Annotated in this window: 10 protein-coding genes; 5 read left to right on the top strand and 5 right to left on the bottom strand. The window is 42.5% G+C overall.

What is annotated here, in order from left to right; genetic code table 11:
* The first annotated feature begins 1 nt into the window (after window position 1).
* The 4 genes from QUE46_RS01155 (at window position 2) to glpD (ending at window position 5,777) form a co-directional block, all read left to right on the top strand.
* On the top strand, window positions 2-1,003 hold the full coding sequence (locus QUE46_RS01155; RefSeq protein ID WP_286245870.1) for a Gfo/Idh/MocA family protein: 1,002 nt from the start codon (window positions 2-4) through the stop codon (window positions 1,001-1,003).
* Between the two features lie 31 nt (window positions 1,004-1,034).
* Window positions 1,035-2,363 (top strand): dienelactone hydrolase family protein, encoded by a 1,329-nt coding sequence (locus QUE46_RS01150; protein WP_286245869.1) that lies wholly within the window; start codon window positions 1,035-1,037, stop codon window positions 2,361-2,363.
* Between the two features lie 208 nt (window positions 2,364-2,571).
* A complete protein-coding gene (glpK, locus tag QUE46_RS01145) occupies window positions 2,572-4,074 on the top strand; it encodes a glycerol kinase GlpK (protein ID WP_286245868.1) in 1,503 nt (500 codons plus the stop codon).
* 197 nt (window positions 4,075-4,271) lie between these two features.
* Window positions 4,272-5,777 (top strand): glycerol-3-phosphate dehydrogenase, encoded by a 1,506-nt coding sequence (gene glpD / locus QUE46_RS01140; RefSeq protein ID WP_286245867.1) that lies wholly within the window; start codon window positions 4,272-4,274, stop codon window positions 5,775-5,777.
* 72 nt (window positions 5,778-5,849) lie between these two features.
* On the opposite strand, the gene QUE46_RS01135 is transcribed toward glpD, so the two are convergent.
* The gene (locus tag QUE46_RS01135) at window positions 5,850-6,794 is read right to left on the bottom strand and encodes a 2-dehydro-3-deoxygalactonokinase (RefSeq protein WP_286245866.1); all 945 of its coding nucleotides are present in this window, start codon (window positions 6,792-6,794) and stop codon (window positions 5,850-5,852) included.
* Between the two features lies 1 nt (window position 6,795).
* Window positions 6,796-7,554 carry an SDR family NAD(P)-dependent oxidoreductase gene (locus tag QUE46_RS01130; RefSeq protein WP_286245865.1) on the bottom strand — a complete coding sequence of 253 codons (759 nt, stop codon included), beginning with the start codon at window positions 7,552-7,554 and terminating at the stop codon, window positions 6,796-6,798.
* Between the two features lie 174 nt (window positions 7,555-7,728).
* On the opposite strand from QUE46_RS01130, the gene QUE46_RS01125 reads away from it, so the two are divergent.
* Window positions 7,729-8,430, top strand: a complete 702-nt coding sequence (locus QUE46_RS01125; protein ID WP_286245864.1) for a FadR/GntR family transcriptional regulator — start codon at window positions 7,729-7,731, stop codon at window positions 8,428-8,430.
* A gap of 64 nt (window positions 8,431-8,494) precedes the next feature.
* Here the strand turns inward: QUE46_RS01125 and QUE46_RS01120 are convergent, their stop codons facing one another.
* The 3 genes from QUE46_RS01120 to QUE46_RS01110 form a co-directional block, all read right to left on the bottom strand.
* On the bottom strand, window positions 8,495-10,627 hold the full coding sequence (locus QUE46_RS01120; RefSeq protein ID WP_286245863.1) for an alpha-galactosidase: 2,133 nt from the start codon (window positions 10,625-10,627) through the stop codon (window positions 8,495-8,497).
* A 329-nt stretch (window positions 10,628-10,956) separates the two neighbouring features.
* Window positions 10,957-12,435, bottom strand: coding sequence for an SLC5 family protein (locus tag QUE46_RS01115; RefSeq protein WP_286245862.1), 1,479 nt, complete (start codon window positions 12,433-12,435; stop codon window positions 10,957-10,959).
* A gap of 80 nt (window positions 12,436-12,515) precedes the next feature.
* The gene (locus QUE46_RS01110) at window positions 12,516-13,277 is read right to left on the bottom strand and encodes a SapC family protein (protein ID WP_286245861.1); all 762 of its coding nucleotides are present in this window, start codon (window positions 13,275-13,277) and stop codon (window positions 12,516-12,518) included.
* Between the last annotated feature and the right edge of the window lie 4 nt (window positions 13,278-13,281).

Here is a 13,281-nt window from a genome sequence, read left to right as displayed (position 1 = left end):
CATGGCAAAGGTTAATTGGGGTATTATTGGGTGTGGCAATATTGCTCACACCTTTGCTAAAAGCATTACGCATTGCGCCAATGCACAGCTTATTGGCGCTGCATCGACCAGCGAGCAACGCGCAAATGAGTTTGCCACACACTATTGTATTAAAGGCTATGAGAGCTACCAAGCTCTTATGCAATGCCCACACATTGATGCCATTTATATTGCCAATACCCACGAGCAACACTTTAAAACCATTGCGCAATGCTTAATGCACAATAAACATGTACTCAGCGAAAAACCCATTACGGTTAATGCACAGCAACTCACAACCCTTAGTCAGTTAGCAGAGCAACAAAACTGCTTTTTAATGGAAGGTGTATGGATGCGCTTTTTACCAGCCATAGTAAAACTGCAGCAGCTATTAAGCGAGGGCGTAATAGGCAAAGTACACAGTGTTAATGCTAACTTTAGCCTAGCAGGCAACTTTGCTGACTCACACCGTTTAATGAACCCTGCAACAGCGGGTGGCGCATTACTTGATTTAGGTATTTACCCACTATCGATTGCCGATGTGGTATTTAATAAAGCCCCTGAGCAAATTAAATCATTAGTACATAAAAGCACGACCGGCGTAGATGAGCGAAGTGTAACCCTTATAAATTACGGCGAAGGCCAATTTGCACAGCTTAGCAGCGCTTTACAACAAAATGGCCCTACTCAAGCCTGTATTTTAGGGGAGCAAGGATATATTCGTATTGATGAATTTGTCGGTGCTCAGTCGCTAGAGCTTCATTTAAACGCACAACAAATGCAGCGCTTTGATTTTAGCTTTAATGACGATGAGAACTTTAAATTCGAAATTGCTCACGTAAGCGAGTGTATTTTACAGCAGCAAACACAAAGTACTGTATTACCGCTCAGCACAAGCCTAAGAGTTATGAATATAATGGATGAGCTTCGGGCCCAGTGGCAGCTTAAATACAGTGATAGCGTTGAAACTCATGAGCTAGATTAATAATAAAAAATACACACAACAAGGATACACAATGACAACCACACACACTTTAAAGGCGCTTTCCAAAGCCTTGCTGCTTGCAACTGGCTGCTTAACAGCAAGTACTGTTTTTGCAGCTCAAAAAACACCTGAGCAACTCTACCCGCCAATAACCAGCGAAGTACTTCCAGAGCTTGCTGCTAAAGGTAGTTACAGTGTTGGCGTACAAACGCTTGACTTAGTAAACCCAGCGCAGTTTGACCCTGCAACACAAACTCAAAAAGATCGCCCTTTAAAAGTAGAAGTGTGGTATCCCGCAGCAAACACGGCAAAGGCACCACTCACTAGCTACAGTGATGTAACACGCACAGGTAAATCATTTACCTTACAAGCCGATGCCATGCGCGATGTAGCCATTAATAATAAAGAGCACTACCCTGTTATTGTGCTTTCGCACGGTTATACCGGCTATCGCACTATTATGTACTACCTAGGTGAGCACTTAGCATCGCACGGATACATAGTTGCTGCACTTGATCATACCGACTCAACCAATGCCGATGTTGATTTTAAAAACGCCCCGTTTTCGGGCTTTTTTAGTACCCTTATTAACCGCTCACGCGATCAGCAATTTGTACTTAATTATTTTAACGAACAAAACAACTTTGCCAGCAAGCAAGTCGATAACAATAGTGCAGGTATTATTGGCTACTCAATGGGAGGTTTTGGCGCGGTAAATACAATTGGTGGCTGTTATGACTTTAATGAGCAAACAACCGCCATGTTTACCGGTATAAAAGACCCTGCACAAATTAAACAAGTGCAGCAATTACTCAATAGCTGCGCAGGTGGGCAATATCAAAATCCAAAAGTTGATACACGCATAAAAGCCATGGTGGCCTTTGCACCGTGGGGCGGGCAACATAACCTATTTAAAACCGATGCTATGCAAAACATTAAAGTCCCTTCGCTTTATGTGGCGGGTAGCTTAGATGATATATCCGGTTACGAAGGCATTAAAAACCTGTATGACCAAACAGGCAGCTCAGATAAGTATATGCTTACTTACAAAAATGCTCGCCATAATATTGCACCGCACCCTGCGCCTGCTATTGCACAAAGTAGTAGCGAATTAGATATTGGCCATTACTACGAGCCATCCTGGTCAATGCGCACTCTAAATGAGACCAACAAACACTTTGTACTTGCTATGATGGACTGCCACGTAAAAGGCGTTGCCAGCCAATGCGAATACCTTGATTTACCACAAAACGGCGATCAAGCCATTGTTGATGGTAAGCCGCTGCCACAATGGCACGGGTTTGATAATCGCTTTTCAACGGGTATGGATTGGCAACAAGCCAAACCTCACACCAAGTAACATTAAGTTTTTAAGCGGTTATCTTTATAAATAACCGCACTCGCACTTAAAATTATGCCGTAATAAAACACCTGTTATTTAAAAGAGTTAGCAAATAAAAACAGCGTGTTTATTTTTTAATCGGCTATTTTAAGAAAAAATCGTTGCCATTAATCTTAGTTAAAGGCAATCTAGTCATATATAAGATAAGATAAATAACACAAATATCATGTCCAAATACATACTCTCAATTGATCAAGGAACCACAAGCTCTCGGGCCATCTTGTTTACAAAAGATGCAGACGTTTTTGGTACAGCACAACAAGAATTTTCGCAGCATTTTCCGCAAAATGGCTGGGTAGAACACGACCCTAACGATATTTGGCAAACCGTGCTAAGTACCAGCCGCAAAGTGCTAGCCGATAAAAACGTAAAGCCTGAAGAAATTATTGCCATTGGTATCACCAATCAACGCGAAACCACACTGGTATGGAACAAAAAAACCGGTAAACCAATTTATAACGCGATTGTTTGGCAAGACCGCCGCACCAGTGATTACTGCGAAAGCCTAAGCACTGATGAGCTTTGCCAAACCATAAGCGATAAAACAGGCCTACTACTAGACCCGTATTTTTCGGCCACTAAAGTACGCTGGATTTTAGACAACGTAGAAGGCGCACGCGAACAAGCCCTTGCGGGTGAACTGGCTTTTGGTACTGTAGATACCTACTTATTGTGGCAGTTAACCGGTGGTAAAGTGCACCGCACCGATGCAACTAACGCATCGCGCACCATGCTATTTAATATTCATACTCAGCAATGGGATCAAGAGTTACTCGATTTATTCGATATTCCTGAATCTATGCTGCCTCAAGTGATGGACTCAGCCGACGAGTTTGGCTCAACCAGCGACGATATTTTTGGCACGCCAATACGTGTATGTGGTATTGCCGGCGATCAGCAAGCAGCCCTTGTGGGCCACGCATGTTTTGAACAAGGCATGGCTAAAAGCACTTACGGTACGGGCTGTTTTTTAATGCTTAATACTGGCGAAAAAGCGCTTACTTCTGAAAACCGCTTACTAACCACGGTGGCTTACAGATTAAACGGCAAACCAACTTACGCTATTGAGGGCAGCATTTTTATGGCTGGCGCCACGATGCAGTGGATTGTTGAAGGCTTAAAACTATTAAGCCATGCCGGAGAGAGCGAATCCTTAGTAAAAGATGTACCGCTTGATCATGGGGTATTTTTAGTGCCTTCGTTTACAGGGTTAGGTGCACCGTATTGGGACCCGAACGCACGGGGCGCTATTTTAGGTTTAACGCGCGACTCGGGCATTAGCACCATAGTTGCTGCTGCGCTGCAATCTGTAGGGTATCAAACCAAAGATTTACAAAAAGCAATGGAGCGTGATGGCTTACGTCCAAGCGTGTTACGGGTTGATGGCGGTATGGTTAAAAATAACTGGGTACTTGCCTTTTTATCAAACATTCTAGGCGCAACCGTAGAGCGCCCAACAGTGACCGAAACCACCTCTTTAGGCGTAGCATACTTAGCAGGCTTACAAACCGGTGTGTATAAGTCAACGGAGCAATTAGCAAAAATGTGGACCTGTGACCGTCGCTTTGAGCCAGCAATGAGTGCTGACGAGCGTAATGATTTATACGCAAAATGGCAGCACTGTGTAGCGCAAGTTCGTTTATCTAGTGACGATTGCCAACAGCAGTAAAAACTAGCCGCTAATTAAGTTAGCGGCTTATCAAACATAAACAAAGTCAGCTAAATAGCGCGCTGTACGCTGTATGTTTTAAAAGATCAGGATTGAAAATTAACACGCAAAAAGCGTGGTTATCTATTGTCAAATAAGAGCCACCGCTTTATGATGTTATATGTCTTATTTATATTACAAATAAAAAGGTTAGCTCGGTGGAATTAGCAGATAACGAATACGACCTACTCGTCGTCGGTGGCGGTGTAAACGGCACTGGAATAGCAGCTGATGCAGCAGGCAGAGGATTAAAGGTGCTTTTGTGCGAACAATCAGACCTTGCCAGTGCAACATCTTCAAATAGTTCTAAACTAATCCACGGCGGTTTGCGCTACCTTGAACATTATGAATTTAGACTTGTAAAAGAAGCACTTGCAGAGCGTGAGGTACTGCTTAAAAATGCCCCGCACATTATGTGGCCGCTCACCTTTAGATTACCGCATCAAAAACACCTACGCCCAGCATGGATGATCCGCATTGGCTTATTTATGTACGACAACCTCGCTAAGCGAGAAACACTTGCTGGCTCGCGTGGCATTAAATTTGGTGAAAACAGCGTATTAGAACCTTCAATTACAAAAGGGTTTGAATACTCAGATGGCTGGGTTGATGATTCACGTTTGGTAATTTTAAACGCCTTAGCTGCGCAAAACAAAGGCGCGACCATTGCTACGCAAACCAAGTGTGTTAGTGCAAAACGCATTGATAACCAATGGCAGATAACGCTTGAGCAACAACAAACTAAGGCGCAACAAACTATTAAAGCCAAAGGTATTGTTAATGCAGCAGGCCCGTGGGTTGCAAAATTATTTGACGAAGCACTGATTGAAAAATCACCACAAAATATTCGCCTTGTAAAAGGCAGCCATATTGTGGTGCCGCGTATTCACGATGAAAAACAAGCCTATATTTTACAAAATAAAGATCAGCGCATTGTGTTTGTTATTCCATTTGAGGATGACTACTCGCTAGTAGGCACCACCGATGTTGAACACAAAGGCGCAGCGCAAGATGTAAAAATTAGTGATGAAGAAATCGATTACTTAATTGATATTACTAACAGCTACTTTAAAAACCACATTAAACGCGAAGATATAGTACATACCTTTTCGGGTGTGCGCCCACTGCTTGATGACGAGTCAGTGAATGCACAAAAAGTAACACGTGATTACAAGTTAGAGCTATCAAGTGAAGGCAAACACACACCACTGTTAAGTGTGTTTGGTGGCAAAATTACCACCTACCGTAAACTTGCCGAAGCTGCGGTGAATAAGCTTGAAGAGTTTTACCCACAAATGAGTGAAGCGTGGACCAAACACAGCGCACTTCCTGGTGGTGATTTTAGCTCGGTAGAGGCACTCACTAATGAACTAAAAGCGACTTATAGTTGGTTACCAGAAATCACTCTTAAACGCTTTGTACGTACCTACGGGACTCGTGCCAAACTAATTTTAGGCAATGCAGTCCAGCTAAGTGATTTAGGCCAAGACTTTGGCCATGGCTTATTTGCAGCAGAAGTCGATTACTTACTAAACGAAGAATGGGCGGGCAACGCTTATAATATTTTATGGCGCAGAAGTAAACTAGGCCTGCGTTTTAATGACGCACAAGTGGCAACGCTTAATCATTATATTGAGCAAGGCCAAGGGGCTAAAACAGCATAAAACGCAAAACATATAAATCAAAAAACCTCTACATAATTATAATGTAGAGGTTTTTTTGTATCTGCTGGGTTATTAGCTTTTAGTATTAAACAAGTAGTTAAAACCACTTAAGGTTGCCGTTTTAACATCAAACTCTAGGCATTCTACGCCTATGCAATTTAACGCATGGGTAAAACACTTATTTAGTTGCTCTGTGCCAATAACCACCACTTTAGAATTATTCACCAATTGCCATTCACTGGCATGGCGTGCAGCGCGTACATCACTACCTATTAGCACTCCCGACAAGTACGCCTTGGCTTGCACTGGCGTTAACTCTTTTGAAAGCTGGCGCGTACGCACACTAAAAATACCGTGCGCCAAATTACCGCTGTCACTGCCTAAGGTAAGCTCACAACCTTGCTCAAATGCATGCCAATCAAATTCCCCAGCCTCACAATCATTAGGAATAAGTACACTTTGATGACACAGCAAATCGTACAATTCACCGGTCATTGCGGTTTTAAAACAGATAATTTGCCCATCTTTTAGCAACACCCATTTCGTATGGGTACCGGGTAAACATATTAGTACATTGCCGTGCTGATAGTCCGGATTTTGTTTTAAAAACCCTAAAATTTGCAGTTCTTCGCCGCGCATTACATCAAATAAATTATTTTGTAATGTGCATTTTGTGCCAGGTAAGGCACTGACTTTATTACCTGCACAATCAAAGTTAATCGCACCACTGAGTAGGCTTTCGGGGTTTATAGGGCAGGCTAAATATGGGGTTTCTTTCCAGCCAATACTTGAGGTAATTTGCCCCGCCATATAAATAGGTAACACGCCGTATTCGCTGGTCCAGGGTGCAACGACGCCAATTAAAGTGTGTTCAAAGTTTTGTTTATCTCTAATCACACCTGGGCCGTCGCGCTGAGCAATTAACGTTAATTGCCCTGTGGTATTTACACTACATAAATAAGCGCGTAAATGACTCGTGCCCCAATCTACGGCTATAAAAAGGTTTAAGTGCTGCAACTTAGAGCCTCCCACCGTCAATTTTAATACCTTGACCTGTGATCATATTGCTTTCGTCGGCAGCTAAAAAAAGTGCCAAGTTAGCTACATCTTCAGGGGTTACTAACTTTTTAAGTGCCATGGCTTCCATCCACTTCACTTGCTCTTCTTTAGTAAACCAACTGGCTAATTGGCGGTCGGTGGCAACCCAACCCGGTAAGATAGCATTTACTCTTATGCCAAACTCACCATAATCGCGAGCCAGCGCTTTAGTCATGCCGATTAGGCCCGCCTTTGCGGTTACATAACCGGCCATTTGCGGCTGCCCCATAATCGCATTAATAGAGCTAAAATTAATAATGCTCCCCGCGCCTTCGCTTTTCATATAAGACATAGCCACTTGCGAGGCAAAAAACGCCGGATTTAAGTTAATTTGTAGGCATTGATCCCAATCTTGGACGGTAACATCTTCACTGGCTTGGCGGCGATCGTTGGCTACATTGTTTACTAGCACATTAATGGCACCCAATGCTGCGCAGGCATCTACCAAAGATTGCTGTAAAGCATTTGAGTCGGTTACATCAACCTGTCTAAACCACAATTTAGCGTTAGGCAGCGAGGCAATAAGAGATTGAGCAGCCTCGTTATTAATATCTATAAAAGCAATTTTGGCACCTTGATCGGCAAACGCTTTTACCATTGCGCGACCAATGCCTGAAGCCCCCCCGGTAATAAAAACAACTCTGCCAGAAATACTGGGGTAGTGAACGTGTTTATTCAAATGCGTTTCTCCATAAAACAGACTGCGCCACTTAAAGTAAAAACTTTTGCTTGGGGATTCGTGTTACAGCTGTGTTAAAATACTTGCCTTTATCAAAGTTTATAACATATCCTTTCGTACATTAATATGATATATGATATATAATAAAGCAATAACTCATTCGGATAACGCTCAATGAAAAGCCAACCTCGTCAAAATTTAACACAACAATTAACCCATGATTTAGGCTTTGCAATTGTGCGTGGCGTATACCCAGTTAACGAAGGTTTACCATCTGAAGCTGACCTATGTGTTAAATACGATGTAAGCCGCAGTGCAACACGTGAAGCCGTAAAAATGCTCTCAGCTAAAGGCTTAATATCTTCTCGCCCTAAGCAAGGTATTCGGGTACTGCCAGAAAGCAGCTGGAATATGTTTGACACTGACGTACTGCGCTGGATTTTAAGCAGTAAACCATCACTTTCTTTATTAAAAGAGTTTACACAAGTACGTGTAGCACTTGAGCCACAAGCCGCTGCCCTAGCAGCTGAAAATGCCAGCGCCGCACAACTGGCTGAAATAGACAACGCACTTGCTCGCATGGCCGATGCAGACCAAGGCTTAGACGATCCGCTTGAAGCCGATATTGCCTTTCATACCAGTATTTTAGTGGCCAGTAATAACCGCTTTTTTGTGCAGCTCACTGAATTTATTAGCACCGCGCTGCGCGTAAGTATTCGTTACACCAACCACATTAAGGGTGTGCCAGGTGCCGATGTAGCAAAACATGCTGATATTTTAGATACGATTAAATCACGTAATCCAGAACGCGCTAAAAAAGCAGTAGAAACTATTTTAGAAGAAGCCTTAGAGCTTATTGAATCTAAACTCGACTAATGGCTTAAAAAAACACCATTAAAAAAGGGAGCTAATTAGCTCCCTTTTTACTGCTTATTATATTTTAAGCTTTGTTTAGCTCAAAAATAAGTGATGTTTGCGGGAATGAAATTGGCATTTGTAGGCCAAATTCCATCAACGCTTCACCGGTAAATGTTTGCCCGTTAACGGCAGCAATAGACGAAGGGCGGTACTCTTCAAATTTTACAGGCCACACTAAATTAAGTGTGTACTGTGTATCTGCATCTAAACCAACGAAACGAAGCTTATTAGGCGCAGTACGTGGTGTTTCGCGTACACTGTTATACGCAAATAACGCTTTTGATTTTTGCTCGTCGATTAAACCAAAGTTAATTGATAAATCGTCGCTATCGAGGCGATATAAATCGGCAGCATGAATAAAATCACGGTGCTCTTTGTGCAGCGCAATGGCCGCTTTAAGGGCGTTGTATTCATGTTCGGTCAATTCACGTGGGTCCATTTCAATACCCATGTGGCCAAACAGTGATACCGCTGCACGCATTTCAATACTGACATTACGACCTGTAATATGACAATCGCGCGGGCCTACGTGTGCACCCATAACCGACGATGGGAAGAAGAACGAACAACCGCGTTGAATTTCAAGACGATCAAGCGCATCGTTAGAATCTGACGTCCATACACGATCTGTGTGTGCTAGCACGCCGTAATCTACACGGGCACCACCTGATGAACAGCTTTCTATTTCAAGACCTGGGTGCGCCGCTTTAATACGGTCAATTAAACGGTACAGTGCCAGTGTTTGCTGATGAACTGCTGGCTTGCCTGAGAAGTTACCCGCGTGGTTTATATCGCGGTTCATATCCCATTTAATATACTTAATTGTTGGGTATTCAACTAAAATGTCGTCAATGGCTTTGTATAAGTACTCAACAACCTCAGTACGCGTTAAATCAAGCACAAGCTGGTTTCTAAAACTAAGTTGCTCGTTATTTTCTGAGCCCAATACCCAATCAGGGTGAGCGCGGTATAAATCGCTATCTGGGTTTACCATTTCAGGTTCAAACCAAATACCAAACTCCATGCCTAAGCTGTTTACATGGTCAATCACTGGCGATAAGCCATCTGGGTAAATTTCATAATCTACCGTCCAATCACCAAGGCCTGCGTAATCACCACGGCGACCTTTAAACCAACCATCGTCCAATACAAAACGCTCAACACCTAATGGCGCTACTTTGTCGGCTAGCTGTTTAAGTGTGTCTACATCGTGGTCAAAGTAAATGCCTTCCCACGTGTTGTAATGCACTGGGCGTGTTTTTTCGCGCTGTGCCTGAGTTAACAAGTTTGCTTTAACAAAACGATGAAAATTACGCGACAGCGCACTAAAACCGTCGCTCGAAAACGAGCCATAAATACTTGGGCTTTGATACGTTTGACCTTTAGCAAGGGTTAGCTCACCAGGTAATAATAACTCACCCATTTGCACATAACGGCGCCCTTCAGGTAGTAGCTCTGCACGTAGCTTGTTGTTACCGCTCCAACCTAAATGAAAGCCGTAACACTCACCTTGTTGCTCGCCTGCGCCTTCAGCGTGTACTAGTAAACCAGGGAATACATCGTGCGAGGTTTTACCTTTACGGTTTTCGCGAACAAAGCTGCCTAGCACTAAATCAACCGATTGGCGTTGAAATTCGTTAGACCAACGCCCTTCAAAGCTCACTAGCTTGTTCATGCTATCTGGTAATTGAAATGTAGGTGCGGCACAAAAGTTAACGCTTAAAGGTGAGTCACTTAAATTTGTTAAAACCGTGTGCGCACTAAGCACATCGGTAGTGCTATCAAGTGTAATGCTGTGCACAACTTCAATACCGCGAAGTTCATCTACGCTCAAAAACTCAAGGGTTGACGCAGAGGGCTGGCGAACCTCTTGAAGCTTTGGCCCTACAGACCAAGCAATAGAATCGTTTGATAGCTCTAGGCCCGGAGCGCCAGTAAAGCCTTCACCTAATAGCGGAGAAAGAGAAATAGGTGCTTCTTCAACCACGGCACATTTTACTTCCTGACGAGTCGCAAGCTGAGTTAGCATTGTTTCAGTTGTTTGCTCAGATAGGCGCTTACCAAAATAAAGTAATGCCGGTGTTTTGCTCTGGCAGTCGAAAATAACGGTGCTGTTTGCGCTGTCTAATCGAAAGAATGGTTTAATATCAGCCATGATTCTCCTGTCCTCTTTAATGAAGATGAGTTTAATACGCGAGTACATAATATGTGTGCTTACTCGCTGTTTACTGCATCAAATTGCAGTCAGTGATTTTAAAATAATAGTATATATCATACAAATTACTTTTAGATAGTGTTTACGCTGTATTTTAGTCAATATTATTACTGGCTATACCAGTTATACCAATCCGCGGTAATACTTAATCATGGCTATTATCTACAGTGTAGGTTATTTGAATAAATAAAAATCGGCCTAAGTTACCTTAGGCCGATTTAGTAATGTGTTAACTGGCTAGTAAAAAGTGACTTAACTTTTACTGCTGATTATTTTGGTGCGTGCACTTGTGGCGTATCTTCAATAGCAGGTGTTTTGCCTGCCCACTGTGCATTTAAACCAAACACTACTTTATTAACGATTAACGCAAAGGCTACACATACAATAAGTGTAATTGGCATTAAGTGAATATAGTGTAGTTCAGTATGTAGCGGTGAATTTTTAAACGTTAGCATGCCATACATAACCACGCCTAAAATTACTGCGGCAATACCTGCACGCGCATCCACATTTTTAAACAATAAGCCCACTACAAAAATTGAGAATATAGGCATACTTAATAAGCCGTTTAACTGTTGTAGTAAGTTAATAATGCTGTCGGCTTGCTGATAAATTGGCACAAGCACAAGCGTTAAACTAGTAAGTAACAACGTAACGTAACCACTTAGCTTTACTACGCTTGGCTCTTTATTAAAGTACGCTTCGTGAATATCACACACATAAAGTGCCGTAGCCGAGTTTAATAAGCTGTTATAAGTAGAAAGTACCGCCGCCGCCATTGCTGCGGCAAACACACCCGTTAACCATGCAGGCATTACATCACCTACAATTCGGCCATAGGCTGCATCGCCAATGTCGCCATATAGTTTGTACGAAATAATACCTGGTAGCACCACAATCGCCGGTACAATTAAAAAGCGAATACCCGCTGCTGCAAATATCCCTTTTTGCGCTTCTTTAACATTAGGTGCAGCCATAGCACGCTGGGTAATGGTTTGGTTAGTACCCCAATAATACATTTGAATAAAGATCATGCCGGTTAACAGCGTAGGCCAAGGGATTGGCGAGTCAGCATCACCAATTAATGTTAAGCGCTCTTGTGGAATACCGCTAAAGTCGTAATCAATCGCATTAAGCGCTAAAAACACGACCAGTATTGCCATACCTAACACTAATAAACCATTATAAGTATCTGATACAGCAACCGCGCGTAAGCCACCAAAAAATGCATAAATAGCGCCTACCAATGCAAATGCGGTCGCTATGTACATTAACGGAATATCAACTTTAAACATGGTTTGCATAAATAGCGCACCAGAATAAATAACCGCAGGCATGTAAATTAGTGCGTTACCTAAAAAGAATAAGCCACCAATAACAGCACGAATATGCTTATTGTTGTAGCGTTTTTCTAACAGCTCTGTAGTGGTAGTACAGTTGTACTTGTAATAAACAGGAATAAATACTTTGGCTAAAATAATAAGCCCTAAAATAGCTGCTAATTCCCACCATACGAGCAAGGCCATTTGATTGCCATTCATGCCCACCAGCTGGTCGGTACTCAAATTTGTGAGCGTAATTGAGCCTGCAACAAACATCCAAGTAAGGCCACCGCCCGCTAAAAAATACTCTTTTGTTTGATTATCACCACTATTACGGTTTTGGCCTCGGCACTTCCAATATGTAAGTCCACCAATTAAAGCGGTTACAAAGAAAAAAACCACTAACTGCAAAATGTTGTCTGACATGTGTGTGTCTCCAGCGCGTTAAACGCAATGTCTGTCTATGTGAACGTTTTAACCTATGAAGGCTAAAAATAAATTGCACCTTACAGTGCGTGTGCATCTCGACTTAGTTCTAACTTAATTTGCTTTAATGGCATAAGTTCAGGATGCTGGTTATGACGCTTTACTAACGCATTTAACTGAAACAACGAAATAAGCATGCTGTTAAGTACGCTTAAATAACCTTGTTTGTGTAAATTGGCAATGGTATCGCTGTCTAAAGTTTGCAGTTTGTCTTCATCAACGGTGCTCAAACCTTGTATAGTTTGCGCCTCGCCTTGCTCAAACTGCAAAACAATATCTATGTTTTTAATTAGTCCTAAACGGGCAATTTCTTGAGTAAATTGATACGTTTGGTAATCATTTTTTAAATCGCTTTCGAGTAGCTTTTGCTGCGCAGTTAAATACAGGCTTGGGTTGCCTTTGGCATCAAATAGCGACTCGCCTTGCTGGGTATTAACGGCTGAGCTTTGCTCATCAATAGCAATAAAGTAATCACTGCTATTTGCCTCACGAGTGAGTAAATAAAGTGGCTGGGTTTGCATGCACACAGGCGCGTACAGCGCTTGCCATTGATTGTTACTCACAAATAAACTTTGCCCAGCACTAAAGCTGGTTAAGCCCGAAATGGTGTGGCTGCCATTATGTGCGTTACGCGCTAAAAAAATAGGTAAATCGCAGGCTGATTTTGCCACTTCGTTTGCACGTAGATTAACTAAATGCTGTGTTTTTGCGTATTCAACACCCGCATTAGGGTTAATTTTTATTGCTTGGTGTTGAGTATTTGATAGTTCACTCATTGCCATAGTT

Source organism: Pseudoalteromonas sp. MM1 (assembly GCF_030296835.1).
Taxonomy (GTDB): Bacteria; Pseudomonadota; Gammaproteobacteria; order Enterobacterales; family Alteromonadaceae; genus Pseudoalteromonas.
This window is presented reverse-complemented; position numbering and strand designations above follow the sequence as displayed.

Coding starts and splice junctions, on each gene's coding strand:
- glpK (WP_286245868.1), top strand. CDS start 2,572: ATGTCCAAATACATACTCTCAATTGATCAAGGAACCACAAGCTCTCGG.
- QUE46_RS01125 (WP_286245864.1), top strand. CDS start 7,729: ATGAAAAGCCAACCTCGTCAAAATTTAACACAACAATTAACCCATGAT.
- QUE46_RS01155 (WP_286245870.1), top strand. CDS start 2: ATGGCAAAGGTTAATTGGGGTATTATTGGGTGTGGCAATATTGCTCAC.
- QUE46_RS01110 (WP_286245861.1), bottom strand. CDS start 13,277: ATGGCAATGAGTGAACTATCAAATACTCAACACCAAGCAATAAAAATT.
- QUE46_RS01120 (WP_286245863.1), bottom strand. CDS start 10,627: ATGGCTGATATTAAACCATTCTTTCGATTAGACAGCGCAAACAGCACC.
- QUE46_RS01150 (WP_286245869.1), top strand. CDS start 1,035: ATGACAACCACACACACTTTAAAGGCGCTTTCCAAAGCCTTGCTGCTT.
- QUE46_RS01115 (WP_286245862.1), bottom strand. CDS start 12,435: ATGTCAGACAACATTTTGCAGTTAGTGGTTTTTTTCTTTGTAACCGCT.